We start from the raw sequence: 26,066 nt of genomic DNA on the forward strand, positions 1-26,066 counted from the left end.
GCCTTTACGCGAAGTTGCTGGCGTGTTCCTACGTGCTACTCGTGAAGAACCACACTGTCGCCCACGCTAAAACGGGGTAGCAGCCCCGGATCTTCAAGGCTGCCTTCACCGACTAACATGAGGTACCTGCAAGTCAGGTTTCTCATATCTCGCCACAGCTGTTTCCAACAACGCTGCTCCGAACTCAACCCGGAGCAGTTTTATGCGCCTCTTCCTCTGCGAGAAACCTTCCCAAGGTCGAGACATTGCCAAAGTACTCGGAGCCACACAGCACGGTGATGGTTGCCTGATGGGCATCGACTCAACCGTCACCTGGTGTATCGGCCATCTGCTGGAGACGGCCCCACCCGAAGCCTATGGCATTCAGTACAAAAACTGGTCGTTGGATCATCTACCGATCATTCCCGCGCAGTGGCAGGTCGAGGTCAAACCCAAAACTGCGGCACAGTTCAAAGTCATCAAACGCCTGCTCAGTGAAGCCACCACCGTCGTCATCGCCACCGACGCCGATCGCGAAGGTGAGATGATTGCCCGCGAGTTACTGGAGCTCTGCAAGTATCGAGGCCCCGTTCAGCGCCTCTGGTTGTCCGCACTCAACGAGGCCTCAATTCGCAAGGCACTGTCCTCACTGAAGTCTGGTCATGAGACCTACTCGCTCTACCACTCGGCCCTCGCCCGCAGCCGTGCTGACTGGCTGATCGGCATGAACCTGAGTCGTTTATTTACCCTCCTCGGTCGGCGGGTGGGCTACGACGGCGTATTGTCGGTTGGACGCGTCCAGACACCCACTTTACGTCTGGTGGTCGATCGGGATCGCGCGATTGCCAGCTTCGTCTCAGTGCCCTACTGGGAAGTGGATGTGCACCTGTCCTCAATGGGGCAACCATTCATTGCATCGTGGTTACCACCAAGCTCAGGACGAGACGAGGCCGGTCGTTGCCTGCAGCAGGCGCTTGCCAGTCAGACGGCCCAAACGATCTCAAGCGGTAAGACCGCCACAGTCCTCTCGCTGCAGACTGAGCATTCCCGCGAAGCGCCACCCCTGCCCTTCGACCTGAGCACACTGCAAGAAGTCTGCTCGCGCAAGTTGGGTCTCGGAGTCCAGGAAGTCCTGAACATCGCCCAAGCCCTGTACGAAACCCACAAAGCCACCACCTACCCGCGCAGCGATTGTCGCTATTTGCCAGAAAGTATGTTCAACGAGGTACCCGCAGTATTCGATACCCTGCTCAAAACAGATCCCGCGCTGCAGCCCGCATTGGGAAGACTCGATCGATCACTGCACTCCCGCGTGTGGAACGATGCCAAGGTCACCGCGCACCACGCCATCATCCCCACCACCGAGCCAGCGAACCTGGCGCGGATGTCCGAACAAGAACGCCAAGTCTACGAACTGATCCGTAGCCACTACCTCGCACAATTTCTTCCGCATCATGAATTTGATCGGACCCAGGTCGAACTGCAGTGTGGCGAAGAACGATTGACCGCTGTGGGCAAACAGATCCTGGTCCAGGGCTGGAAGGGCTTGCTCTACGAAAACACCGAAGAGGATGAGCCCAGTCACAAGTCCCAAGTATTGCCCGTCTTGCAACAGGCTACTCAGTGCGCAGTGGACAACGTCGAACTCAAGTCCATGCACACCGCCGCTCCCAAACCTCTCACCGAGGGCGATCTGATCAAGGCCATGAAAAATGTGGCCAAGCTGGTCAACGACCCACGCCTGAAGCAGAAGCTTCGGGACACCACCGGTATCGGCACCGAAGCCACGCGAGCCGGCATCATCAAGGGGTTGATTGATCACGGTTATTTGCTGAAGAAAAAACGCGCGTTAATGGCCACGGCGGCGGCCCATACCCTGATCGAGGCGGTACCCGCTGCAGTCGCGGATCCGGGTATGACCGCGATCTGGGAGCAGGCCCTGGACGAAATCGAAGCGGGACGTCTGACTCTTGATGCCTTCGTCGCCAAGCAGGCTAATTGGATTGCGCAGTTGGTCGCACGCTGCGGCTCACTTACTTTAGCCATGCCTTTCGAAGCCGGTCCGGCCTGTCCCATTTGCAACGCCTCAATGCTCAGGCGAAAGGGGAAATCAGGGCCGTTCTGGTCATGCACCCACTACCCGGATTGCAAGGGCACCGTGCCGATCAGAAAAGATGCGCGTCGCCCATGACGCGTCATTGGAGATCAACATGAGATTGGGGACGATGTATTGGTCAGTGCATCATCAACAGCGGCTGATCCCTCTCCAAGTCGCTTAACGGTTGTCCGATTTCACGAGCCAAGGCGATGCCGGTCGAAATCCATATCTGCCCCAGTTCGTTGAACGCTTTCAGGTGAGCCGGATTTTCGTTGAGCCAATGAACAAGGCTGTCGAAGTGCTCGGGGTTATCAGGGCAATCATGGATCTTGATGAACAGCTCCAGTGTTCGATCCCAGATCAAATCAATGACGTTCTCGCTCTTCTCTTCCATGCTCAACCATTCCTCAGCTTGGCCCTATCAGACCATTCATTCTCACTGACCACCTCGGGCTCTGATTCCTGGAGGAATAGAAGCCACGTCGCATTACACAGCGATTTCAGCCAATATAGCAACCCTACAAGTCGATACTCAACCGTTAAGGATGTTCATGTCAATGGGTCTTTGCTCAACCATTCGGGTTGAACTGGAGAACTCATCACTTGGCACATAAACATCCAACCCAAGCCCAAATCGGGCGCATGATCGCGAAACACCGGACCGAACGTAATCTGACCCAGGAAGAGGTGGCTGAACGCATGGGGATCGGCAGTGAAGCCATATCGCGCCTGGAGCGGGGTGTGGTGGAGCTTTCTGTGGTCAAGCTGATGCAACTGGCGGACATTTTCGACTGCCGGATGGATGAACTGCTGACGGAGTCGAGCAATCGTCCCAATGACCAGGGCCAGATGATCGCGGGTCTGCTGAGTGGTCTGAAAGAAAGTGACCGCGCCTTTATCCTGGCTACTGTCGAACGATTGGCTACTCATCTCGCCAATAAGTGACCTCATTCACTCGCATTCAAAATAGGGCACTGAGGGTTGCCCTCTGCCTTGACCTCTGCTGTAGTGCCTTAGGATTATCGCCAACGGCGACCCAAGACCGATTCGCTCCGGGCAGCTCGGTCGAACTCATTGAGTTCGGAGCCTTATCTTCTGCGGAATTTTATTCCCGCTTTGTGCTCGACCAGATCGTGGTGGCGGATGACCACTGTTACCTCTGCCAGGCAATAGCGGTCATCCGCTTCGACGATCGTATTCAGTCCCGGAGCCCGCCGGGGAAACACTGGGCACCTTTTGTGCGCGGATGCGTGCCCGCATGTTCCGACCCAGGCCACGACAAGGGTCGGTTGGCGAATCATGGCGCAGTCAAACCAAGTTTTGCGAGGAGCTTGTCGACTGCGTCAGACCGCCTAAGGTGGCTATTCTCTTCCTCGCCTGGCCCCCCGCTAGGCCCACTTTTCACTTTCTTCAGTCCAGTGACAGCCACTGTATTCCGGCCATAAAAAATCGGGTTGCGGCGTCTTGACGCTCCCCTGTGACAGGCTTATACAAAGGGCGTGGTTCGCTGTCGTTGACAGCCCAGCCCAGGTAGCTTGAACCTTCAAGGCTACGCCACGCTTGTGGTGGTTTACCCAAGTGCGATCAGCGTTCGGAAGCTCGCACGGTTACCGCTACAGCGGTAATGGAATGCCCACTACTCCATGCCTGCGGATCACCACCGCAGACGCTCCTCTGCTGCACTGCTATTCCCCCAGACGCATCGTTCTGATCGTCATCGGCTTGCCGGTGGCCAGTCGTTCATTGCTCGCCTTCACCTTACCCACCCTGACGGGGGCTCACTTCCCCGTCAGGGGCTGTGCGTCGCCGTTTTCCCTTGAAACAGGAGAACCACCATGGCCCACGCCAACCAATCCCAAGAAGCGACCACTTACTTCAACCTGCACACCGTCGGTATCGGCTACCTCAACCGTGTTCGTGAAGTACAAGTCCGCCGCGGCCAGCCGTTCATGGCCTGCGATATCGCCGCCCTGCACGGTGCCACCGATGCCGTGGAGTACACCCGCTTCGACTGCAAGGTCGCTGGAGGCGAAGCTGAACGTTTGATTCGTCTCTATCTGGACGCCGTCAAAGCCGAGAAAAAGGTCTTGCTGTCGTTCCGTATCGGCGACCTGTGGATCGATCCGTTTCTCTACGAGAAAGGCGATAAACAAGGCCAACCGGGCGCAAGCCTGAAAGGTCGTTTGCTGTTCATCGACTGGATCAAGGTCAACGGCACGTTCGAGTACAAAGCGCCCGCCAGGCAGGAAGCAACAGCACCTGCTGAGCCAGCTCCAAACAGTGAGCCATCCCCAACGTCGGCTGATGCCGAAGCTGAGGAAACCGAAAACCCAACAGAGGCTCGGGTCGAACCTGAATCTCCACCTGCTCCCCGCACGGCCCGCCGTGATGCCACCCGTACCGTTCAGTCCGCCTGAACGGTTCACGATGCTCCACATCAAGGCGCTCCCTCAAGCGCCTTTTCTTCAACCAGCACAGGAGAACCTTATGGAATCCTTCTGGCTTTGCGACGACTGCCTATTCGCTGCGGCTTATGAGGACTACAGCACGTTATCGCTCTACTACACGTCGGATGAAATCGAGAAACGCATCGCCGGCATCCATCGTGGACTGGTTCGCTTAATGCCCATCAGTGCAGACTTCGATCCCGAAACCGGTTGGGGAATAAGAGCCTTCTCCCCATTGCCCTGCGACAGTTGTGACTCACACCTGCACGGACAACGCCACCGATTCACTCGGCTGTAAACAGCACGTCATCGGCTAATGCCCGTGACTCTATATCCACCTTGGGGACACCACTCCCCTCGGGTGTGTACCCCTGATTGCTCCCTTCGGAGGTACCCCCATGAACACCCAACTCACACTGATTGATACCTCGGATGTCGAGGCTGATCGTATCGCCCAAGAAAACCAGCTGATCGACGAAGCGCTGCATATTCTGGATCGTCGGCTGTTCACCCGCGGCCCTAACCTAATGTCACCTGACGCCGTGGCCTCATACCTAAAACTGCATCTTGCGCCACAAGAGCATGAAGTCTTCGGTGTGATTTTTCTCGACGCCCGCCATCGCGTTCTGGCATTCGAGATCCTCTTTCACGGGAGCATCGATGGCGCCAGTGTTTACCCCCGCCAAGTCGTCAAGCGCTCCCTAGCGCATAACGCAGCAGCCGCCATTGTTGTTCACAATCACCCCTCCGGATGCACGGCCCCCAGCATGGCAGATCGCGCCTTGACTGCACGACTGAAGGAGGCCTTGGCCTTGGTCGAAGTACGTGTACTGGATCACTTCATCGTGGGTGAAGGTCGTCCGCTCTCCCTTGCCGAACATGGCTGGTTTTAACCCTCACAGGCGCCTTCGGGTGCCTTGTTCATTTTCATTCCGGAGAACCCTCATGAATCCCACACCCCAAGCCCCAGCCCTGCTGGTGGCCTCAAACCCGTTTATTCGCGGTTACGACAACCTTCGTATCGAACGGCTGCTACTGATCACCGACGAAGACGACTGCCCTCCCTGCTTTCGACCCGTGCACGACTCACAGGCTCATCTGTCCGATGATGAGTTACAGCTGTTCCCCTGCCTGTTCAATGACGATTTCGCCTTAATCAGCGAAGGCCAATCCATTCCGGATGAGTTGGATGAACGCTGTCGGTCCACCGGGCTGGTGCGCCAAGTGATCTACGCCGTGATGAGCGAAATGCTCAACGAGCGGCATCACGTCGGCGATATGTACTCCCTGAAAGAGGCTCAAGCCATGGTCCATCGCTTGAGCTTCGAAACGGGACACTACAGTCGAGCCTGGGAGATCAATACCGCACACCTTCCCGAAGAGGCGATGTTCTATCTGGAAGGAAGGGTCAGTCACTCCGCACCGAGGCAAACCGGCCTCTTGTTCGAGCTGTTCACGTTGTCGGATTGCTGTGGCATCGGTTGTAAACTGATCGGCACGCCATGGACTGACGATAACCTGCTGAAGATTGAGGGCCGTCCTTACTCATCGCTGAGACAAGAGCAACTCGATGCCGGTACGCCAGTAGCGTTGATCGAGGTGCTGTACCTCGCGGCATTTGCGGATGTGCGATTGTTGATCTTCGACCCCGACGCTGCCGTTTTGGATGGGCTCGCCATTTTTGATAAATAGCAACGTGTTCAGCGTTAATACGACCCGCCTTGAATCAACTTTCTCACTGAATCGCTCCTTCACCTCATGTCAGGTTCTGCACTGAATCTGACATGAGGTTTTTTCCATGGAGCGTTTTTTCACGCCTGTCTGCCTGCTGGGTTTACTGAGCGCCTGCACCGCGCAAATCCCCAACCCTTTGCCGAACAATCCAGAGATAGACAGCAGCCCCAATCGGGCCCAGCACTCGAGGGGCATAGCCGAAGAAAGTCATACGCCAGAACTTCACTACGACCGCTATACGCTGGTCAGCACCGAGCCCACCACGGAACAGCGCGATCTTCTAGCTCAGATCATTGATGTGAGCATCCCGTCCAGCCTGAGCCCTTCGGTGCAGGATGCGCTGCAGTACGTATTGCAGCGCTCGGGCTATTCGCTCTGCCCTATTACCGCGTCGGTGAAGGTTCTTTTTACCCGCCCCCTGCCCGCAGCTCATTACCGGCTCGGCCCCATCTCTTTACGCAGTGTACTGCAGGTTTTAGCTGGCCCCGCCTGGCAACTCACGACCGACGAAGTCAGCCGTTCGGTCTGCTTCAAGCAGCAGAAAACGGATGCTGGCGTCGCGCTGATCGCACCCATCTTGCCCTATCAGTTGGAGGCACGGCCATGAAAGCCTCAACGTTTCAAACCCTTATTGTCGGGCTACTTTTCCTGGCAATTGCCGGCCTGAGTGGTGGTTTGTATAACCAGTATCAACGCGTGGCCGAGCTACAGAGCACGAACACTCAACACCGACGAACCCTGGACACCCTGCAACGTGATGCAAATACCCTCATGGATGCACAGGAGAAACTGCAGCATGCGCTGAAAGACCTGAAGCAGATGGTCGATAGCGGAGAGCAACAGGCCAATACCCTCGATCCTATGCTGGATCAGTGGGCGCAAGAGATACAGGAACTGCGCGATGGCCTCGCAGCTCGCACCACCCAGGCGGACCTGACTACGCTGCGCGCACGCCTTGAACAGGTCGAGCAGCAGCTCCTGGACCTCAAGACCCAGCCATCCCCTCCACCACCGACGTCTTCCGCGACCAAGCCGAAGCAGAAGGCTCGCCCCAAGCCCGTCCCCCTCTCACCACCGTTCTCAGTGTTGGGTGTCGAGTCCCGCGGAGGTGCGCGCTTTCTGGCGGTCGCACCTCCTGACAGTCGCTCTCTTAGAGATGTTCGGCTGCTGCATAGCGGCGAGCAGCTCGGAGCCTGGCACCTGAAAGTGTTGGAACCGAACTCAGCCGTTTTCGGGGTGGCCGCTCAGCCAGACCAGACCGTGCAACTCCCTTGAGAAGCGATCATGAACAGAGCGCTACTGCCCGCCGCCGTCTGCCTCGTTTCGCTACTGACCACAGGTGCTGCGATGGGCAACCCCATCACGACACAGTCACAGATCCAGGGCACGCAGTCCGCTCCGCTGGGGCGCTCTCACTCTGAGCAGGCTGCGAGCTGGGGACTGACGGAGCGGGAGTGGACGCGCTTCGAACAGATCCAAGCCAGCCCGCGTGGTTTCTGGAGCCCGAACCTCGATCCGCTGACCGCACTCGGAGTCGAGGCCCAGACCGACCAAGAGCGCCAGCGCTATGCCGAATTACAGGTAGCGCTGGAGGCCAAACGCGCCGAGCGCGAGTTGGCCTACCAAAACGCTTACACCGCGGCCTGGGCCAAGCTGTTTCCCGAGCTGCTGCCGATCCAGGGCATGGCATCCCCACCCCCTATCAGCTCAGCGGCCGTGCCGCGCCAGGCTCTATTTGTGGAGGACCACTGCTCAGCGTGTACCGCCGAAGCGCAGCGTCTGCAAAGCAGTGATATGGCGTTCGATATCTACCTGGTGGGCAGCCAAGGCGAGGATGAACGCGTCCGTCGCTGGGCTCGGCAAGCCGACATCGATCCGGAGAAGGTCCAACGCCAGCAGATCACCCTTAACCATGACCGTGGTCGCTGGTTCAACCTGGGTGCCCTGGGGCCATTGCCTGCCACATTTCAACAGGTGAATGGACAATGGCAACGCCTCGACTGAGTGGTATTGCGCTCATGCTGACAATGCTCGCCGTCCAGGCTGACGAACTTCCGCCTCCTGCCTACCAACTGGCGGCGCATGACGCCGACATCCCTTCTATGGTGCTGTTCGCGATTGCCCTGCAGGAGAGTGGTATCCGCGTCCATGGTCGACTGCTGCCCTGGCCTTGGACCCTGAACATCGCCGGAACACCCTACCGCTTCGCCACTCGCCAGGCCGCCTGTCACGCCTTGCTTCAGGCACTCGCCCGACATGACGCCAAGCGGGTCGATGCCGGTCTCGGGCAAACCAACCTGGGTTACCACGGACAACGTTTTTCCAGCCCTTGCGAAGCCCTTGATCCCTACCGAAATCTCGCCGTGACCGCCGCGCTGCTGCAGGAGCATCACGATGCCACCAGTGATTGGGTGTTGGCTGCCGGGCGCTATCACCGTCCGGCAGGAGGCGCGCCAGCAGCACGCTACCGTGCTGGCTTTTCCCAGAGGCTCGAACAGCTGCTGATTTCCTTTGAACAGGGCACACCACCATGAAGCGAATCCCCATTGTCTGTTATTGCATACTGCTCTTGGCACCTTTCGCCCAGCCGGAACTGACCGTTGCCGAGGATCAGCCTAGCGACTTCACCCGCCCCCATTTTCAAGTTTCCAGGCCGCCAATAAACAACAAGACCCAGCCTGATCGGGCCATGCATGCGGACCTGTCCACGTTTGCCGATGAAGCCTGGATACTGCCCATCCGCAGCTCCCACTTGAGCCCCGGCCAGATCACATCTCGCGCCCTGAACATGCCGGGCTTGCGGCCATTTTTTCTGGTCGGTGACGATCCCCAGTCGCTGACTTGGCTGCGTCAACGCGTTGCTGAACTGCAGGAAATGGGCGCGGCTGGCCTCGCCGTCGAAGTGGCCAATAATGAAGCCCTGGCCCGGATTCGAGCGGCCGCTCCAGGCATCACCATCCTGCCGGTCAATGGCAACGACATCGCTACCCGCCTGCAGATCGAGCACTACCCCATCTTGATCACCGCCACATCACTGGAACAATGAGTCCGAGCCATGACCGAGCATGCGATGGAGTCCAAGCTCCGGCCAGCAGTGGAGCTGTACACCGTAGCGATCTGCATCGCCGCCGCGGTGTTGTGCGTGTACTCGCCCTGGGCCGTGGCCCTGTCACCCGAGATCGGGCAGGTTGCGGCGCTGGCCTATGCCCTGTTCGGCCTGATCCGCCTGCGACAAGCCTGGGAGGTGTTGCGCTATCGACGCAATATCCGCCGGCTGCCCCGCTACGAACTGACAAGTCGCCAGATTCCGGTCAGCCGCAAACGTCTGTTCATGGGCCGCGGCTTTTGCTGGACCCGCCTGCACACCCAGCGCTTGGTCGAAGCCCAAGACCCGGCGGTCGCTCACTATATTGACCAACCGACCTGTTACCGCCTGGCCCGTGGACTCGAACGGCGCCTGGAACATGCACCGTTTCCGCTCTCGACATTGGCCCGTGTCACCGCCTGGGACAGTGCCTTCAATCCGTTGCGCCCTTTGCCCCCGGTAGGTGGCTCGCCGCTGTTACACGGGGTCGAGCCTGACGAAACCGAAGTCAGTCTGCCACTGGGCGAACGCGTTGGGCATACCCTCGTGCTAGGTACCACCCGTGTCGGCAAAACGCGGCTCGCCGAGGTGTACATCACCCAGGACATACACCGCGTCGAACACGAGGTAGTGATCGTCTTCGATCCGAAGGGCGATGCCGACCTGCTCAAGCGCATGTATGTCGAAGCCAAACGCGCCGGTCGGGAAAAGGAGTTCTATGTCTTCCATCTGGGTTGGCCGGAGATCTCCGCTCGCTACAACGCGGTGGGACGTTTCGGGCGCATTTCGGAAGTGGCGTCGCGCATCGCCGGGCAGCTCAGCGGTGAAGGTAACTCTGCAGCCTTTCGTGAGTTCGCCTGGCGTTTCGTCAACATCATCGCCCGCGCGCTGATCGAGTTGGGCCGGCGTCCGGACTACCTGCAGATCCAGCGCCATGTGGTCAATATCGACGCGCTGTTCATCGAATACGCCCAGCAGTTTTTCGCCAAGACCGATCCGAAAGCTTGGGAAGTGATCGTCCAACTAGAAGGCAAACTCACTGAGAAGAACATTCCCCGGCATATGGTGGGACGCGAAAAGCGCGTGGTGGCCATCGAACAGTACCTAGCGGTGAAACGGGTATTCGATCCGGTGCTGGATGGACTGCGCTCGGCAGTACGTTACGACCGCACCTACTTCGACAAAATCGTGGCCTCGCTACTGCCGCTGCTGGAGAAACTCACCACCGGCAAGACAGCCCAGCTGCTGGCCCCGAACTACACCGACCTGGATGACCCACGACCGATTTTCGACTGGATGCAGATCATCCGTAAGCGCGGCATCGTCTACGTCGGCCTGGATGCGCTGACCGATGCCGAAGTGGCCGCCGCCGTGGGCAACTCCATGTTCGCCGACCTGGTGTCGGTCGCTGGGCACATCTACAAACACGGCATCGACCATGGCCTGCCCCAATCGGGTAACAACAGTGACAAGTTGCCGATCAACCTCCACGCCGATGAGTTCAACGAGTTGATGGGTGATGAATTCATCCCGCTGATCAATAAGGGGGGCGGTGCCGGTATCCAGGTAACTGCCTACACCCAGACCCTCAGCGATATCGAAGCACGTATCGGCAACCGCGCCAAAGCTGGCCAGGTTATTGGCAACTTCAACACCCTGCAGATGCTCCGCGTGCGCGAAACCGCCACCGCGGAACTACTCACCCAGCAGTTGCCCAAGGTTAACGTGCTGACCAAGACCCTGGTGTCGGGTGCCACCGACACCTCCGATCCTGAGGCCAACACGGACTTCACCTCGTCCTCACAGGATAGCGTCAGCAGCACCAGTGTGCCGCTGATCGAGCCAGCGCATATCGTCAGCTTGCCCAAGGGGCAAATGTTCACCTTCCAGGCCGGTGGTCAGCTCTGGAAAGTCCGCATGCCTTTACCTAAATCCTCCAACGACGATGCTATGCCCAAGGATCTGCAGGAACTCACTCTGCGGATGCGGGCCACCTACAACGAGCAAGCAGGGCACTGGTGGAGCGCAAGCGGTGGCGGCCCAACAACCAACTTTGATTTGGATCGGGTGGGGTAGCCCGCCCCCCCCACCACCACCGGTTTCTATTCAGCTGAAAACTATCCAGAAGGCGTTGTGACCACATCAACTCTGCAGCGCGCATGGAGTGAACGATGGCAACTTCCGCCCAGAACACGCCGCCACAACCGGTCCAGCGTCCGGGAATGATCGTCTCAGCCATCAGCCTGGTCCTGCGCATCATCGGTTTGCTGATCGCCACGTTGCTGTTCTCGATTCTGATTGAATTCGCTGGTTTGCTGCTGTTCTGGGGTGATCAGGGCTGGCGGCACAGCCAGGCCATGCTGACCAGTGAACTGGGCTGGCTCAGCGAGCACTTCAAATCTTCACTTCTCATCCAACAGCCTGGGCCAACGATTATCCAGATGCTGGATCTCCTCAATCAGTGGCTGCTGGTCAAGACCGGCTTTGCAGATTTTTTCCTGCAGGCGCGGGTGTCGAGCCAAGGCAACGGTTTCTGGGGCTGGATCAACCAGCTCTACGTGGGTATCGAGGACTTTGTCCTTGCGGCGGTGTATGTCACCTTCACCTTCGTGGTGCGCCTGAGCATTCTGGTCCTGGCGACACCCTTGTTTCTGCTGGCCGCGCTCACCGGTTTGGTCGATGGTTTGATGCGTCGCGACCTGCGAAAATTTGGCGCAGGGCGGGAAAGCAGCTTTGTTTATCACAGGGCTAAACGAGCAGTGATACCACTGCTAGTCGTGCCCTGGATCATTTATCTGTCACTGCCCTTTTCGCTCAATCCCATAGTTATTTTTTTGCCTTGCGCGGTAGTACTTGGAACGGCGGTAGCGATCACAGTGACGACATTCAAAAAATATCTCTAGACGCTTAGCGAAGCTATTTTCCCATTAGCCCTACGCTTTCAACTCAAGCTGCCGAAACAAATCATGTTTACAGCGGACGACTCAAAATCAACGGAAGGAAGGCAATAGATGAACGCACAGTCAAACGCTTCAGAAGAAGCGATCAGGACACAAAACACTGAAACACAAAATCAAAGTTCGATAGGTTATATCCAGGTTTTCTTGGGAATTCTAAATGATGGCAAGTGGTGGTTGGCCCCCATGGCTAGCCTAATTTCGATCTTACTGCTGTCGAAGTATTTATGGGTCATCGGTCATCCAGAATTGATCCTGAGTTCCATTGGAAGTCCCTCGAATCTGCTAGTTTGGCTGATCTTTACGGTGCTTGGCTTTCTACTACTGCTGGTAACCTTCTCAGTACCGTCGCTGTCATTCATGCTTTGCATGGGCTTGGTTGAACCTGGACGCGACTTAGAACCGGTGCTTGCCAAACACTTGAGCTGGGTGATCGCAGTTGGCTTCGGAATAATGGCGTTGAATCTTCTGGCCTCCACGTTTGATCTTGAGCTGGCACCATGGTTGACGTTCGCGCTGGTGACGGTCATATCGATGTTGGCGGCGAAGGTATTGCTGTCTAAACACAAGGAGCTCGCCGACGCGGCATTTGAGGTACCGCAAGGTCAAAAAAAAACGATGCACCATAAAGCTCATCGATACCTACGAATGACGCTATTGGGCTTCCTGTTAGCGTTTACCGCAATGAGCGGAGTCCTACCTGCGCAAATCGCGCTGCTGGCTTGGCGAGGAGCTGAAAATGGCTGGGAGGCGCGAGCAGCCATTGGAGGCTGCCTACTCGTAATGATGATCTATCTAGTCCCAGTAATTTTGTTCTATTCGTTTAAGGGGAGTCTGATACAACGCGCCGGCAAAGCATCTCTTGCGATGTTAGGGGCTATTTTTCTCAATGCCATGCTAATGCCCGCAATTTTCGACATCTGGGTATATTCCGCCGCCAACCTGCTTAAACTTCGTGACAATCGACCTCTCGGCTATGTGCTGGATGTAAAGGACTATCCTAAAGCCCTATTTGAGTCCGCTCCCTGGGAGCGTCAGTCATTCGAGGGCACAGAGGGTCTCTACAGCGTGAGCGCCTTTCGCCAATTCCGTTTTGGCGACGTTCTACTTCTATGTCCGGGACGTTACGCCGGACTTTCACTCAAGCTCCTTGACGCTTTTTCCGATCGTTGCATCGCAGTTTCAGACGCAAAAGTGAAAGCGGCCGCGAAGCGCACGCCGGTAGCAACACGCCCACTTCCAGAGCCGTCTTGTCTATTGGCGGCACGTGTACCTACCAGGATTCCGTTGCCGATAGGAGATTCCGTGCATTGTATCTATAGGACTATTTTCTAACATCCGGGTGCTGCCTCTGCATATCCGAGCAGCTCTTTCACAGCGCACTGCTCGGATGTGACCTGGGAATGATGTCGGTTGCACTTTCCACCAAAGGCCGAAGGGGTAAATACTGCAAGTAAACATCTCCAGTACTTCCCCTCAAAAAGCGATCCATCACACCTCATATTTCCTGCTGAATAAATCGATCTCAGACTTGATTCTGCCCTCAGATCCATATGGGCCAGCATCATGCCAACTATTACCGTCTTTCGCTGCTTACTACTCTCGCTGGCTATCGTCGATGACAGCAGCTATGCCGCATCTGGTCATGAGCAGGATCAGCTCAGCCTAATCCAGCAGCAGCTCGACATTATCGAACGCGTTGCAACGAAAGCTGAGGCAGCCAGCACGCCTCAACCCGACGATCGCTATCGCTTCGACTATCCCCGCCTGTCTCAGGACATCCAACGTATTCGCCAGGGCGTGCAGGACTATCTGTCCCCCTCTCGCGCTCAACCCCGTGACCCCAGTGAACTGGTCGGTGATTACCGCCTCGACACTCCGCCTGCCGAGCCCTCGCCATGAGCATGACCGACTCCCAGACCGCTGCCTTCCAAAACGCCTCCGGCTTCTCGGCACAGAGCAGTTCGACACTGTGGCTGTCCCTAGTTCTCGTCCTGGCTTTGCTTTGGTGTACCTGGGTGATGTGGACGGCTTACCGGGGTTGGGCGGCCGGCAGTGTGCGCTTTGGAGCCTTCGGCGGCAGCGCCGCCCGCGTCTTGCTCACCCTACTCGTCCTGATGTTCTTCACCCTGTCCTGACACCGGAGATCGCCGTCATGCTCAAATGCTTTGCCCCTCTGAAAAACAACCTGCGTGATCGTGCCAGCCAACGCTTGATCGGTCTGCTGTTGGTGCTCGGCCCCAGTCTGGCTTTTGCCGAGCTCCCGACCATGGAGGCCCCTTCGCGCGGCGAAGGTTCAGGGTTGATCGAGACGATCAAAAACTACGCCTATGACGGCGGCATCCTGCTCGGCCTGCTGATCGCCCTGCTCGCTTTTCTCGGCGTGGCTTGGCATTCCCTGACTGTCTATGCCGACGTGCAGAACCAGCGCAAGACCTGGAAGGACCTCGGCGCGGTGGTCGGTATTGGAGCCCTGTTGGTGGTGATCATCATCTGGTTTCTGACCAAGGCCGCCGCGATTCTGTGAGGTCGGTATGAACGACACGATCGAACGTCTTGCTGACGGCACCCTGGTCCTTCTGCCAGAGCGACTCAATCGCGATCCTGCGGTGCTGCGTGGATTGAGCAACGATGAGATGTGGATGGCGCTCGGCACCGGCGCCGTCATTGGCCTGGTGCTGGGCGTTCCTCTGGCGATCGCCACCGCCTCCATTGCCGTGGCGCCGACCAGCATGATCGCAAGCATGGCGGTGGTGTTATTTGCCGGTGGCACACTACTGCGTCGGGCCAAACGGGCCCGCCCTGAGACCTGGTTGTACCGCAAGCTCGAATGGATACTGGCCAGCCGCTGGCGCCTGGGTCGCGGAAGTTTGATCCTCCGCTCCGGTGCCTGGACGGTTCGCCGTTCGCGCCGACTGCGCCCAGCCCTGTCCCGGTGGCAGCGATGAGTCGTTTTCGGAACAAGGTGGATGCCCAACAGGCCCATATCTTCAGCCTGCGTCTGGCGGTAATGATCCTTGCCCTGGTCTGTGCCGGGCTCTGGTACGGCTGGCGCTCGGCACCGACCGATCTGACCGTGCATGTACCACCGGATCTGCGCTCGGGCAGCACCCGCAAGTGGTGGGATATCCCCTCAGAGAATGTGTATGCCTTTGCCCTGTACATCTTTGGCCAACTCAACCGCTGGCCCTCGGACGGCGAGCAGGACTATCGCCGTGCCATCTATGGCTTGCAGTCCTACCTGACGCCCGCCTGCAAGGCCTTCCTCGACGGTGACTACGAGTACCGCAAGGCGGCCGGCGAGCTGCGCCAGCGGGTGCGTGGCGTCTACGAAATTCTGGGCCGAGGTTACAGCGAAGATCCGGAACTCAGGGTCAAGCAACTCGATCGCGATAGCTGGCTGGTCAAGCTCGACCTCAATGCCGATGAGTATTACGCCGCCGAACCGGTGAAGCGGGTGGTGGTGCGGTATCCATTGCGCGTGGTGCGTTTTGACCTTGATCCCGAGCGCAACAAGTGGGGGCTAGCACTGGATTGTTATCAGGGAACGCCGCAAAAAATCTCCCTGCCTGGAGGTGAGCCATGAAGCGGATTTCTACCCTGGGACTATCCGCCGTACTGATGCTATGGGGGGCTGCAGCGCAGGCCGTCGAGCTCATGCACTGGGAACGCCTCCCCCTCGCGGTCCCGCTGGTAATCAATCAGGAACGGGTAGTCTTTGTCGATGAGGATGTTCGAGTCGGCGTGCCCTCAACCCTGACGGGCAAGCTGCGCGTGCAATCAACCGGCGGCACGCTGTACCTGCGCGCATCAGAAGCCATCGCCCCGACCCGCCTGCAACTGCAATCGGTCGCGACGGGCGAGATCATCCTGCTGGATATCGCGGCCACGCCTGGTGGTCAACCGCTAGAGCCCGTGCGTATTCTCAAGAATGCTCAGGTGCAGGCTGCCGAGGCTGAATCTAACACTGTCACTGTTCCAGAACGCACACCAATCCCGGTCGCTTTGACGCGCTACGCCGCACAGAGTCTGTACGCGCCGCTGCGCACTGTAGAATCCCTGCCCGGCGTCCGCCGCGTACCACTCAAGCTGCGCACCGAACTGCCAACCCTGCTGCCGACCGAAAACGTGTCCAGCACACCCATCGCCGTCTGGCGACTCGGTGATTACTGGGTGACGGCGGTGAAGTTGCGCAATCGCGGTTCAGCGACAGTGCAACTCGATCCACGCCGGCTTCAAGCCAAGCTGTTCGCCGCAGCCTTCCAGCATGCTTTCCTCGGGCCTATCGGCAGCGCCGAAGACACCACGATCGCCTACCTCATCACCCACGGTGCCGGCCTCGAACAAGCCGTGCTGCTCCCGCCCGTTGCGCGAGGGGCTGACGATGAAAGCTAACGCATTACTCAAATGGCTGGTACCGGCTGCGCTACTGGCCGTGGTGTTGATCATCCTGAAAACCTGGGTCGCGGGTGGCAGTACTCACTATCCAGAAAACTCAGTTGATCAGGGCAACATTCAATTATCCGCCGAGCAAGCCAAGTCGCTCGGCATTGCGGGCGATACCCCTCGCGACACGGTCGCCACCCTCGTCGGGCAGGTGAAGGCCATGCGCAGCGACATGCTCGGTTTGAAGAAACACAACGATTCGCTGCAGACGGAGAACAACCGCTTGCGCGAGCGGGAAAACAGTGTCGATTCGCGTATCCAAACTGCCCTTGGTAGCGTGACCCAGCAGGTCGACGAAGGCCGCCGACAAGCCAACGAGGCCCGACTCAAAGCGGAACAAGACAGTCGTCAGGCTCGCGGTCTGCTGACGCAATTGCAGGAACAGTTGTCGGGGCTGACCGGCAAAAGTAAGGACATGCCGATTGGATTGGGGCTCGAGCCTGGCGACGGCACTCAGTTCGAAGGGCGACATTCTACCAATGATGCGCTGCAGTGGATTGAACCCTCGGATGCTCCGCCCGCCGACGCCCGAGGCAAAACCAAGACCTCCTCCGCTCTGAGTCTGCCTACCGCCTTCAACTCACTGGAGGGCTTGAACGATAACGCTATTGATCGCAGCCAGAAACAGCTACGTGCAGTCACCCAGGGTGAACGTGACCTGACACGATCCGCTGATCGTACCGAAGGCGCGAAGCCGGTCTACACCATTCCCGAAAACGCGACATTGATGGGCTCGATCGCCATGAGCGCACTGATCGGCAGAGTCCCAGTAGACGGCACCGTGAATGATCCCTACCCCTTCAAAGTACTGGTCGGCCCGGAGAACTTGACCGCCAACGGCATCGACCTGCCGGACGTCGCGGGGGCCGTGATGAGCGGCACGGCGTCCGGTGACTGGACCCTGTCTTGCGTACGCGGACAGGTCGAGTCAATCACCTTTGTGTTTACCGATGGCACCATCCGCACAGTGCCTCAGCCGAAAGCGGTAGCCAGCCGTAATGCCTCCACCACCCAGAGTTCGAGCACCGACAAGATCCGTGGCGGACTCGGTTACCTGTCCGATCCCTATGGCATTCCTTGCATTGCCGGCGAGCGCCGCTCGAACGCCCAGCAGTACCTCGGCAGCCAGAGCCTGATCACCGCGGCCGGCGCAGGTGTCGCCGCCTTGCTTGGGGATGAGCAGAACAATAGCAGCGTGATCAGTTCGGGCGGCAGTACGCTCGGGGTCACCAATAGCAGTGGCAATAGCGCACTGAATTCAATCCTCAGCGGTGGGGTCAGCGACATCCGCGAGTGGGTCGACAAACTGTATGGCGAGGCCTTTGCTGCCGTGTACGTGCCGCCTGCAGCACAAGTCGCACTGCACCTCGACCAAGAGATCACCATCGACTACGAGCCCAAGGGCCGGAGCGTTCGCCATGAAAAAGACCATGCCTCTCTGCCTGACCTGGATTAGCTTGCTCTGCTGGGTCCTGGCGGGGTGTTCCACCGACAAGGAGACACTACTGCCCCATGGCGAGCAAACCATGCTGGACATCTGGAACGGCGCCGGTTCGCAAGGTACTCAGCAACAACTGCTGGATGCTCGACAGCAGTTACGCCGCCCGTTGGCTCAAGCAGACTTCTCGGTGGCTCTCCAGGAACCGTACACTCGCACAGCGGCGAACGAGATCCGCAACCTGTTCCCTCGCTTGCCCAATCCCGATCTGGTGCTGTACGTGTATCCGCACCTGAGCGGTACCGAGCAGGCACCAGTCCCCGGTTACTCGACCGTTTTTCCGTTCTACCAACGAGTGCAGTACGCATTGCCGGGTGAACGTCAGGAAGACTTGTAGTGCGTACCGGCGATTCGGGCAACCTCACTCCTGCGTGGAAAGCGTGGCGCAACCCATTGCGCCCTCGCGCGACCTTGGCCGATGAAGCGGCACTCTATGCACACAACCCAAGCTTCACCGATCACCTGCCTTGGGTCGAATACCTCGACACCGAACAGTGTTTTCTGCTCGATGACAATCGCTCGGTGGGTGCGGTGTTCGAGTTGCTGCCCATCGGCACCGAAGGGCGTGAACCCGATTGGCTGATGGCGGCCCGCGACGCCCTCGAAGACGCCCTGCAAGATAGCTTTGACGAGCTGGATCAAGCGCCTTGGGTGGCGCAGTTTTTCTGCCAGGACGACAACGACTTCACCCCCTACCTGACCCGGCTCACCGATTATATTCAGGACAGCGCGCGAGGCACGCTCTTCACCGAGGCGTATTTGGAGTTCAGCCGCCGTCATCTAAAGGCCATCACTAAGCCCGATGGTCTGTTTGAGGATAAGGTGGTTACGCGCTTGCCCTGGCGTGGCAATAACCGACGGGTGCGCCTGGTGGTCTATCGCTGGCTTGAGTCTGATGCTGAGGAGACAGGACTCACCCCGATGCAATCCCTGCATCAGGCTTGCGAACGTATCGTGGCTTCATTGCAGGCGTGCGGGGTGCAATCGACGCGAGTCGATGGCCAAGGTCTGTATGCCTGGTTATTGCCCTGGTTCAATCCGGCACCCAGGCTCACTGATGAAGCGCCCGAGGAGTTCTACCGCTGCGTGGCCTATCCGGAGTCTAGCGAGGGCGAGTCGCTGGAACTGCCCTTCGATCATGACTTTGCCGAGCGGCTGCTCTTCAACGAACCGCGTTCCGATGTGCAGCGCGGACTCTGGTTTTTTGACGATCAGCCCCACAGGGTCATGATAGTGGACAAGCTGCGCCGAGCGCCCCTGATTGGTCAACTCACCGGCGAAACCCGCAAGGGTGACGCGGTGAATGCCCTGTTCGACCAGTTACCTGAAGGCACGGTGATGAGCCTGACCCTGGTGATCAAACCGCAGGACGTGCTCGAGGATCAGTTGAACCGCCTGGCGCGCAAAGCCATCGGTGAAAACCTGGCCTCGACCCAGACCCGCCAGGATGTCGAAGAGGCTCGTGCGATCATCGGCCGTCAGCACAAGCTGTACCGGGGCACCCTGGCGTTCTACGTGCGCGGTCACGATGAACAGCAACTGCACCAGCGCTCGGTCAGCCTGGCTAACGCCCTACTGGGTGCGGGGCTCCAACCGGTACGTGAAGGCGACGAGGTTGCGGCCTGCAACAGCTACCTGCGCTGGCTGCCGATGTCCTATAACCCATCCCGCGACACGCGCAACTGGTACACCCGTCTGATGTTTGTTCAACACCTGGCGAACCTCGTTCCGGTCTGGGGCCGCAGCACGGGCACCGGCCACCCGGGCATTACCCTGTTCAATCGTGGTGGCTCGCCATTGAGCTTTGACCCATTGTCCCGCCTGGATCGGGCCATGAACGGTCATCTGCTGTTGTTCGGCCCCACCGGTGCCGGCAAGTCGGCGACCCTGGTCACCCTGCTGATGCAGGTCATGGCCGTGTACCGCCCTCGCCTGTTTATCGTCGAGGCCGGCAACTCCTTCGGCTTGCAGGGAGACTACTTCGCGACACAGGGCCTGTCGGTCAACAAGGTCCAATTGAAACCTGGTGCCTCGGTCAGTCTCGCCCCGTTCGCCGATGCTTGGCGCCTGGTCAAGCAGCCGGATCAGGTGGCGAGTCTGTCGATCGATGAGCGGGACGATGAGGTGGTAACCAGTCGCGAAGACCAGCGCGACATTCTCGGTGAATTGGAAATCACCGCCCGACTGATGATCACCGGCGGCGAGGCCAAGGAAGAGGCGCGCCTGAGCCGAGCCGATCGCAGCTTGATCCGCGAGTGCATTCTCGATGCGGCGCAGACTTGCGTCACCGCGGGCCGTCAGGTGCTGACCCGCGACGTGCGCGACGCCTTACTGCGCATCGCCTCCGACCCGCACTTGCCGGAGAAGCGTCGCGAACGTGCCCAGGAAATGGGCGAGTCCATCGACCTGTTTTGCCAGGGTTTCGAGGGTGCACTGTTCGATCGCGAGGGGACGCCTTGGCCCGAGAGCGATGTGACCATTGTCGATCTGGCCACTTACGCTCGCGAAGGCTACGAGGCACAAATGTCCATCAGCTACATCAGCCTGATGAACACCGTGAACAACCTCGCCGAACGCGACCAGTATTTGGGTCGGCCGATCATCATGGTCACCGACGAAGGCCATATCATCACCAAGAACCCGCTGCTGGCGCCATTCGTGGTCAAGGGGACGAAGATGTGGCGCAAGCTCGGCGCATGGTTCTGGCTGGCGACGCAAAACCTTGCCGACTTCCCCACTGCTGCGCAGACCATGCTCAACATGATCGAATGGTGGATTTGTTTGAACATGCCGCCCGCGGAAATCGAAGAAATCGCTCGCTTCAAGAAGCTCACGCCGGCGCAGAAAGCCTTGCTGCTCTCCGCCGGCAAGGAGCCGGGCAAATACACCGAGGGGGTAGTGCTGTCGAAAAAGCTCGAAACGCTGTTTCGAGCCGTGCCGCCCAGTCTTTACCTCGCCCTGGCCATGACGGAGCCCGAGGAAAAAGCCGAGCGCTGGAAACTGATGCAGGACAACGGCTGCTCAGAGTTGGAAGCGGCTTACCGGGTAGCTGAACGGATCGATAGAGCGCGAGGAATAGAACCCGCGTAGGACATCTGTTTACGCATCCTCCTGCCTTTCTTGCATCTTGACTGGACAATGCAAGTTAGCGCATCTTGCACCCTCGAGTGGCCCTTGGCCACCCCATCAAGGCGACATTGAGCCGCGTTGCTGTTGTCTCCCCCCCCACAATTTTTGCATTGGTGTCCTCGGCGATCGACAGGAGACTTGTCTACAGGCCGTGAAACACCTAGCAGAGGTGGTTCGGCAGAGTCTTTCTTGAACATCAAACTACGCGGAGTCTCAAGCACACCGCATCAACTCGATAGCTAGGCACTGCCATCCCCTATGTCTTCAACAATTACACTCGACCTAATCAAATCAATCGCACCAATTGCAGCACCGGCTGGACTAGCTATTGGAGCGGCCCTTTGCGTTGGCCGTGACATCATTGCAAAGATCATCTTTCCGAACCTCACAAAGAAACAAAACTTTTGGATCGTCATGTTCACGGCGTTCACTTTTTTGACCCTAGGGCTCTCAAGCATCGCAGCTTGGGTATATGTCTCAATTGCAAGCTTTGGCGCCCAGCCACCAGCCTCAATCACCTACCCTCCGATATCGATGGAGGTATTGAAAAATCTTACATATAGAATTGACGACGATTTCATTACGTTGCAAGGCGGAAAGCGTGAGTTTGCTCCTGACACCGGACGTGAATTGCCCGATAAAGATATAGCCGTTTACTTAGTAGACCATGCGTTTGGCGATATTGATGGCGACGGTAACGGTGATGCCATCGCAGTGTTGCAGGCATCGGAAGGAGGCAGTGGGATTTACTACTACCTTGCCACCGTTTTCATTGACAGAGGAAATGCAAGGGCTTACGGGAAAGCTTACGTCTTGGGGGATAGGGTAGAGATTCGTAGCGTATCTATTCAGGGTGAGAATGTCGTCGTGCAACTCATGATGCACGCTGACAATGACGGATTGTGTTGCCCAACGCAGTTTCGAACCCTCGAGTTTGTGCTGAAAGACCGTAAACTCCAATGCACAACAGAACCCTGTTCCGAAGTGTGAAAGTAGCTCCCATCGATGATGGATGCCTGAGGTCAAAATTGAGGTAGATATGATCAATTTAAGTGAAAGTGTTAGGGAAGCTGTGTGCCCGGATAGTTAGTGAATGGCCGCCATAGCTCTATCTCGCCGAGGCTCAATCGATGTCTTACAACGACGGGGCAAAAGCACAAAGCTTCAAAGCCCCCAGAGATTCAAATTGCTGTCCTTGTGACAGTGCCAATGCACACCGACCCAAGCCTGCGAGCAGTGAATCACCTCGGTGCACCTCCAAGCCGCTGCTGAATCCTCAACAAGAACCCGGCTTCAAAAGCATCTTGGCAGTCTCCAACAGGAAAGGTCTTGCGTGTTTGCGCCAGCTCCCACCACAGGGGAACCTCACCGGTTGTATCAAGCCAAGCCTGCGCGCATTGCACACCACGTTCGATCATCGGAGCAAATTCGTTGCCCCAAGGTGTCAGAAGACTCGGGCAACCATCCGCTGCAGGAATTGAAATGTAGTTTTCGTCCATACACACCCTAGATTTCTGATTTATTGTTAGACGCAGAGTCCAGCCTCGAAAATCTTAACGACACCAAATGAATGCTCGATAACAGGCATGAGCATCAAATGGCCTAGATCAATACCAATGTAGACTATATCCCGTGGATTGAGAGTCCCTCAAGGCGCAATTTGCGCGCATGACTCAAGACTACGAACAGCTTCGCCTGCAACTGGCGGAGAACATCCGCTTGATACGGCGCGTGAAGAACCTTACCCAAGAGCAACTGGCGCTCATGGCCGAGGTGGATCGTACCTATGTCAGTCAAATCGAACGAGGGGTAGGCAACCCGTCGCTATTGGTCCTGTGCAAACTCGCCAATATTTTCGAGATCACCGCGGATCAGCTACTCATCGAGCCTGACGCCCTTCGCCGTGTGCTGGACATCGAGTAGCCATTTCATCGTCCTGTAAATCCTTGCAAACCGACAACCCCACGTTCGGCTTTATCACTGACAACCCCCTCTTACGTCATTGAACCTGTCCAGGCCATTAGCCCAAAGAGCCTGGATCATGCCTGTCGTATGCCCGTCAATTGCACCCCAGAAGCTACGACCTTTGGCGCTGAGTATCCTGCTGGCGTGCGGGCCAAGCGTGGCGCTGGATACCGCCAGCATCACGTCCTCTGTGTTGTCGCCAAATTGTCTTGCATACAGGGTCGTTGGCATTTGTTTCTGGCTCCTCTGCACGCCCTTCGGCTGCACAGTCAAAACCTCGACCAAGGTTCGTCATTTCATTCCTGAACTGGTGGTCTCGAGCTACGCCACCACCGGCAATAACCCATGGACCGAGATGTCCACCCTCTCCTCTCCCATCAGCGGTGCGGAGGGGGGTGGCAACCTGATCACGCCGAACACCCGCCGCGACAACCTGCCTCGCTTCAAGAACGTCGATGGCATCGGTCACCCCGGTGGCTGGGCCGCCACGCAACTGGCCTCTCAATCCGGTTACGCCTGCGCCAGCGGCGCGACTGCGTTCATGCCCTACTTCCTGAGCACCCTGGACTCGCTGGCTTGGCGCCATGGCATACCGGAAAGTTTTTACCCTGAGTCGCTCATCTCGGGGATCCGTGAAGTCGGTCGTCAGGCCTCGGGAAACATGTGGGGCAACGTCTATCCCCGTCAGGGTTTTCTGGTACAGCCTGACGACTTCAAAGCCGCCGCAGTCATGGCGCAACGGGCCGGCGATGTCATCACACGTAACGGGCAACCGCATGTGTATGTACCGCTCACGCCGGCCAAACGCGACGGTTACTGGCCGCCGGGCCCAATCATTGAAAACGACGCTTCGACCCACAAATGGCAATTGCTCTACCCTCAGGTTCAACCCACGTGCGCCATCTTCCCCAGCGATCCCGTACAGAGCGCGGATAGCGGCTACGCCTGGTCGCTATGGCGTCCCTATAGCTGTTGCAAACGTGAGGGGCAGACCTTTCTGTTCAGCATCGACTTTGAAGGAGGTGCTTCATGAATCGGCTTCGCGCGCGACCATGGTTGGGCGTGGTGAGTCTTTTGCTCTGCGGACTGCTCGCCATGCCCACTCATGCCCGCGCCGCCGAGGGCGACTACCGCCTGGGTACTCAAGGCGAAGTGCTCGACGACCGAGTGATGTACACCATCGGTGGCGGCTCTGCAGTGGGCTCACCGAGCTCGCTCTACCGACCCAGCGGTCTCGGCGTCGGCGGGTCCTGGCGAGCAAACATGATGTGCGGAAACATGAGCCTCACCAATACCCTGCAAAACCAACTGAATGGTGCCACCGAAGGTTTCCAGCAGATCATGGGCAGCGTCGTGCAGAACGCGACCCAGGCGGTGATGTCACTGCCAGCATTGATCATCCAACGCGCCAACCCCGGCCTCTACGAGTTGCTCAGTAACGGGGTGATGCAGGGCCGTATTGACTTCGATCGTTCCAAGCTGACCTGCCAGGCCATGGCTGAGAAGATGGCGGACAAAGTCGGTCAAGCCGGCTGGGGCGCGTTGGCCAAGCACCAGGAGATGCAGGGCAATTTGGAGCAAACCGGCGGTGATGCGGTGGCCGCGGTAAAAAATACCGAGACCCATAACGGCAACAATGGGGTGTCCTGGGTCGGCGGCCAGAAGGCTGGAGGTAGCGGGCAGACACCCATCCGGGTGACCTCCGACGTAGTGCGCGCAGGCTACAACCTGCTGCATAACCGCTCGGTGGATGACAGTGCCTCGATCAGTAGCAGTGATTGCCTAGGTGGGACTATTTGCCAGACCTGGGCTTCGCCCCAGGAAGAATCCGAGTGGGCCGTTCGGGTGTTGGGCGAGAGCGAAGTTGCGACCTGCGACAGCTGCGAAACCTTGCGCGCTACCGCCGGCAGCGGGCTGACGCCGCTGATCCAGGAGGCCTACAGCGAACGCCTCAAGGCCTTGCAAGGGTTGCTGTCCGGCTCTCTGCCGCCTACTTCTGACAATCTGGCTAAAGCCTCCAGCCCGATGTTGCCGGTGACCCGTGGTGTGATCGAAGCCCTGCGCGACGATCCCGATCAGGATCTGTTGGCACGACGTCTGGCCAGCGAGACGGCCTTGTCCAGCGTACTCGACAAGGCGCTCCTACTACTGCGCACCCTGCTGGCAGGCAGTCACGAACCGAACATCGCCTCCGCCGAGCCGGCCCAGACCGCCCTGACGAAAAATATCGACGCATTGGAGCGCGAGATACGCCTGCTACAAACCGAGCTGCAGGTCCGGCAGATGCTGGCCACCAACACCGCTAGCCTGGTGCTCGACCGGCATGCCGGTGGTGCCGATGCTTCGCGTACCGTCGAGCAAGGTGACCCCGAGCCCGGTCGACTCAATGATGCTGACGCCAGGCGCAAGTGAGCCATGAAACGCTCACCGCTATTCACTTTGCTTTCGAGTCTGTGGATTGCCGCGGTGATGGTCCTGACTGCCGCACTGGTCGCCTGGATCGGCCGCACTGCGCTGGGTAGTTTCGAGGTCTGGCAGCAGGCATGGGAATCCGTACGGCCCTATCTGCGGTGGTGGCGTGCCCTGCTCTACGGCGCCCTCTTTACGCTCTGGTGGGATCTGTTTCGGCGCTACCGACATCGACCACAGGATCGACTGCGCGTGAAGCGCATCGGGACATTAGGGCTCGTGCTATTGACCGTCGTTGAGTTCACCCGACTGTGAGGCC

30 protein-coding genes are annotated in these 26,066 nt (G+C 58.2%); 28 read left to right on the forward strand and 2 right to left on the reverse strand.

Going from position 1 to position 26,066, the window contains the following annotated elements:
- The first annotated feature begins 202 nt into the window (after nt 1-202).
- Complete coding sequence (locus ACCC96_RS08370; RefSeq protein ID WP_413695510.1) at nt 203-2,170, forward strand: DNA topoisomerase III; 1,968 nt, start codon at nt 203-205, stop codon at nt 2,168-2,170.
- Nucleotides 2,171-2,213: 43 nt separating this feature from the next.
- Here the strand turns inward: ACCC96_RS08370 and ACCC96_RS08375 are convergent, their stop codons facing one another.
- Nucleotides 2,214-2,471, reverse strand: coding sequence for a hypothetical protein (locus tag ACCC96_RS08375; RefSeq protein WP_413695511.1), 258 nt, complete (start codon nt 2,469-2,471; stop codon nt 2,214-2,216).
- Between the two features lie 209 nt (nt 2,472-2,680).
- Here ACCC96_RS08375 and ACCC96_RS08380 point away from each other — a divergent pair, with 209 nt between their 5' ends.
- The 23 genes from ACCC96_RS08380 (at nt 2,681) to ACCC96_RS08490 (ending at nt 22,363) form a co-directional block, all read left to right on the forward strand.
- Complete coding sequence (locus tag ACCC96_RS08380) at nt 2,681-3,022, forward strand: helix-turn-helix domain-containing protein (protein WP_413695512.1); 342 nt, start codon at nt 2,681-2,683, stop codon at nt 3,020-3,022.
- Between the two features lie 890 nt (nt 3,023-3,912).
- Nucleotides 3,913-4,494 carry an STY4534 family ICE replication protein gene (locus tag ACCC96_RS08385; protein WP_413695513.1) on the forward strand — a complete coding sequence of 194 codons (582 nt, stop codon included), beginning with the start codon at nt 3,913-3,915 and terminating at the stop codon, nt 4,492-4,494.
- A gap of 70 nt (nt 4,495-4,564) precedes the next feature.
- Nucleotides 4,565-4,822: a hypothetical protein gene (locus ACCC96_RS08390; RefSeq protein ID WP_413695514.1), complete on the forward strand. Its 258-nt coding sequence runs from the start codon at nt 4,565-4,567 to the stop codon at nt 4,820-4,822.
- Between the two features lie 100 nt (nt 4,823-4,922).
- Nucleotides 4,923-5,417 (forward strand): RadC family protein, encoded by a 495-nt coding sequence (gene radC / locus ACCC96_RS08395; RefSeq protein ID WP_413695515.1) that lies wholly within the window; start codon nt 4,923-4,925, stop codon nt 5,415-5,417.
- A gap of 52 nt (nt 5,418-5,469) precedes the next feature.
- Nucleotides 5,470-6,216, forward strand: coding sequence for an ABC transporter substrate-binding protein (locus ACCC96_RS08400; protein ID WP_413695516.1), 747 nt, complete (start codon nt 5,470-5,472; stop codon nt 6,214-6,216).
- Between the two features lie 106 nt (nt 6,217-6,322).
- A complete protein-coding gene (locus ACCC96_RS08405) occupies nt 6,323-6,865 on the forward strand; it encodes a PilL N-terminal domain-containing protein (protein WP_413695517.1) in 543 nt (180 codons plus the stop codon).
- Nucleotides 6,862-7,533 carry a chemotaxis protein gene (locus ACCC96_RS08410; protein ID WP_413695518.1) on the forward strand — a complete coding sequence of 224 codons (672 nt, stop codon included), beginning with the start codon at nt 6,862-6,864 and terminating at the stop codon, nt 7,531-7,533. Before ACCC96_RS08405 ends, ACCC96_RS08410 begins: the two co-directional genes overlap by 4 nt.
- Nucleotides 7,534-7,542: 9 nt before the next feature.
- Nucleotides 7,543-8,262 (forward strand): TIGR03759 family integrating conjugative element protein, encoded by a 720-nt coding sequence (locus ACCC96_RS08415; protein ID WP_413695519.1) that lies wholly within the window; start codon nt 7,543-7,545, stop codon nt 8,260-8,262.
- Nucleotides 8,244-8,792: a lytic transglycosylase gene (locus tag ACCC96_RS08420; protein WP_413695520.1), complete on the forward strand. Its 549-nt coding sequence runs from the start codon at nt 8,244-8,246 to the stop codon at nt 8,790-8,792. The genes ACCC96_RS08415 and ACCC96_RS08420 overlap by 19 nt, the downstream gene beginning before the upstream one ends.
- Nucleotides 8,789-9,304: an integrating conjugative element protein gene (locus tag ACCC96_RS08425; RefSeq protein WP_413695521.1), complete on the forward strand. Its 516-nt coding sequence runs from the start codon at nt 8,789-8,791 to the stop codon at nt 9,302-9,304. The genes ACCC96_RS08420 and ACCC96_RS08425 overlap by 4 nt, the downstream gene beginning before the upstream one ends.
- Before the next feature lie 9 nt (nt 9,305-9,313).
- Complete coding sequence (gene traD, locus ACCC96_RS08430; protein ID WP_413695522.1) at nt 9,314-11,419, forward strand: type IV conjugative transfer system coupling protein TraD; 2,106 nt, start codon at nt 9,314-9,316, stop codon at nt 11,417-11,419.
- 95 nt (nt 11,420-11,514) lie between these two features.
- Complete coding sequence (locus tag ACCC96_RS08435) at nt 11,515-12,246, forward strand: TIGR03747 family integrating conjugative element membrane protein (protein WP_413695523.1); 732 nt, start codon at nt 11,515-11,517, stop codon at nt 12,244-12,246.
- A gap of 108 nt (nt 12,247-12,354) precedes the next feature.
- The gene (locus ACCC96_RS08440) at nt 12,355-13,635 is read left to right on the forward strand and encodes a hypothetical protein (RefSeq protein WP_413695524.1); all 1,281 of its coding nucleotides are present in this window, start codon (nt 12,355-12,357) and stop codon (nt 13,633-13,635) included.
- Nucleotides 13,636-13,866: 231 nt separating this feature from the next.
- Nucleotides 13,867-14,202, forward strand: coding sequence for an RAQPRD family integrative conjugative element protein (locus tag ACCC96_RS08445; protein WP_413695525.1), 336 nt, complete (start codon nt 13,867-13,869; stop codon nt 14,200-14,202).
- Nucleotides 14,199-14,438 carry a TIGR03758 family integrating conjugative element protein gene (locus ACCC96_RS08450; protein WP_413695526.1) on the forward strand — a complete coding sequence of 80 codons (240 nt, stop codon included), beginning with the start codon at nt 14,199-14,201 and terminating at the stop codon, nt 14,436-14,438. The genes ACCC96_RS08445 and ACCC96_RS08450 overlap by 4 nt, the downstream gene beginning before the upstream one ends.
- A gap of 17 nt (nt 14,439-14,455) precedes the next feature.
- Entirely contained in the window at nt 14,456-14,827 is a 372-nt protein-coding gene (locus tag ACCC96_RS08455) for a TIGR03745 family integrating conjugative element membrane protein (protein ID WP_046509162.1), read from the forward strand.
- A 7-nt stretch (nt 14,828-14,834) separates the two neighbouring features.
- Complete coding sequence (locus tag ACCC96_RS08460) at nt 14,835-15,248, forward strand: TIGR03750 family conjugal transfer protein (protein ID WP_413695527.1); 414 nt, start codon at nt 14,835-14,837, stop codon at nt 15,246-15,248.
- A complete protein-coding gene (locus ACCC96_RS08465) occupies nt 15,245-15,886 on the forward strand; it encodes a PFL_4703 family integrating conjugative element protein (protein ID WP_016978885.1) in 642 nt (213 codons plus the stop codon). The genes ACCC96_RS08460 and ACCC96_RS08465 overlap by 4 nt, the downstream gene beginning before the upstream one ends.
- Nucleotides 15,883-16,695, forward strand: a complete 813-nt coding sequence (locus ACCC96_RS08470; protein WP_413695528.1) for a TIGR03749 family integrating conjugative element protein — start codon at nt 15,883-15,885, stop codon at nt 16,693-16,695. The genes ACCC96_RS08465 and ACCC96_RS08470 overlap by 4 nt, the downstream gene beginning before the upstream one ends.
- Nucleotides 16,685-18,202 (forward strand): TIGR03752 family integrating conjugative element protein, encoded by a 1,518-nt coding sequence (locus ACCC96_RS08475; protein ID WP_413695529.1) that lies wholly within the window; start codon nt 16,685-16,687, stop codon nt 18,200-18,202. Before ACCC96_RS08470 ends, ACCC96_RS08475 begins: the two co-directional genes overlap by 11 nt.
- On the forward strand, nt 18,165-18,581 hold the full coding sequence (locus ACCC96_RS08480) for a TIGR03751 family conjugal transfer lipoprotein (RefSeq protein ID WP_413695530.1): 417 nt from the start codon (nt 18,165-18,167) through the stop codon (nt 18,579-18,581). Before ACCC96_RS08475 ends, ACCC96_RS08480 begins: the two co-directional genes overlap by 38 nt.
- Nucleotides 18,581-21,334 carry a conjugative transfer ATPase gene (locus ACCC96_RS08485; RefSeq protein ID WP_413695531.1) on the forward strand — a complete coding sequence of 918 codons (2,754 nt, stop codon included), beginning with the start codon at nt 18,581-18,583 and terminating at the stop codon, nt 21,332-21,334. Before ACCC96_RS08480 ends, ACCC96_RS08485 begins: the two co-directional genes overlap by 1 nt.
- Nucleotides 21,335-21,631: 297 nt before the next feature.
- A complete protein-coding gene (locus tag ACCC96_RS08490) occupies nt 21,632-22,363 on the forward strand; it encodes a hypothetical protein (RefSeq protein WP_413695532.1) in 732 nt (243 codons plus the stop codon).
- 251 nt (nt 22,364-22,614) lie between these two features.
- Here ACCC96_RS08490 and ACCC96_RS08495 read toward each other — a convergent pair whose 3' ends face one another.
- Nucleotides 22,615-22,872 carry a LasR-specific antiactivator QslA gene (locus ACCC96_RS08495; RefSeq protein ID WP_413695533.1) on the reverse strand — a complete coding sequence of 86 codons (258 nt, stop codon included), beginning with the start codon at nt 22,870-22,872 and terminating at the stop codon, nt 22,615-22,617.
- A gap of 169 nt (nt 22,873-23,041) precedes the next feature.
- On the opposite strand from ACCC96_RS08495, the gene ACCC96_RS08500 reads away from it, so the two are divergent.
- The 4 genes from ACCC96_RS08500 to ACCC96_RS08515 all read left to right on the forward strand — a co-directional run bounded on the left by ACCC96_RS08500 (nt 23,042) and on the right by ACCC96_RS08515 (nt 26,062).
- The gene (locus tag ACCC96_RS08500; protein WP_087092597.1) at nt 23,042-23,296 is read left to right on the forward strand and encodes a helix-turn-helix domain-containing protein; all 255 of its coding nucleotides are present in this window, start codon (nt 23,042-23,044) and stop codon (nt 23,294-23,296) included.
- 118 nt (nt 23,297-23,414) lie between these two features.
- Nucleotides 23,415-24,371, forward strand: coding sequence for a TIGR03756 family integrating conjugative element protein (locus ACCC96_RS08505; protein WP_413695534.1), 957 nt, complete (start codon nt 23,415-23,417; stop codon nt 24,369-24,371).
- The gene (locus tag ACCC96_RS08510; RefSeq protein WP_413695535.1) at nt 24,368-25,750 is read left to right on the forward strand and encodes an integrating conjugative element protein; all 1,383 of its coding nucleotides are present in this window, start codon (nt 24,368-24,370) and stop codon (nt 25,748-25,750) included. The genes ACCC96_RS08505 and ACCC96_RS08510 overlap by 4 nt, the downstream gene beginning before the upstream one ends.
- A gap of 3 nt (nt 25,751-25,753) precedes the next feature.
- A complete protein-coding gene (locus ACCC96_RS08515; RefSeq protein WP_413695536.1) occupies nt 25,754-26,062 on the forward strand; it encodes a hypothetical protein in 309 nt (102 codons plus the stop codon).
- Nucleotides 26,063-26,066: the final 4 nt, after the last annotated feature.

Origin of the sequence: Pseudomonas sp. Pseusp11 (assembly GCF_047304405.1) — a bacterium.
Classification (GTDB): Bacteria; Pseudomonadota; Gammaproteobacteria; order Pseudomonadales; family Pseudomonadaceae; genus Aquipseudomonas.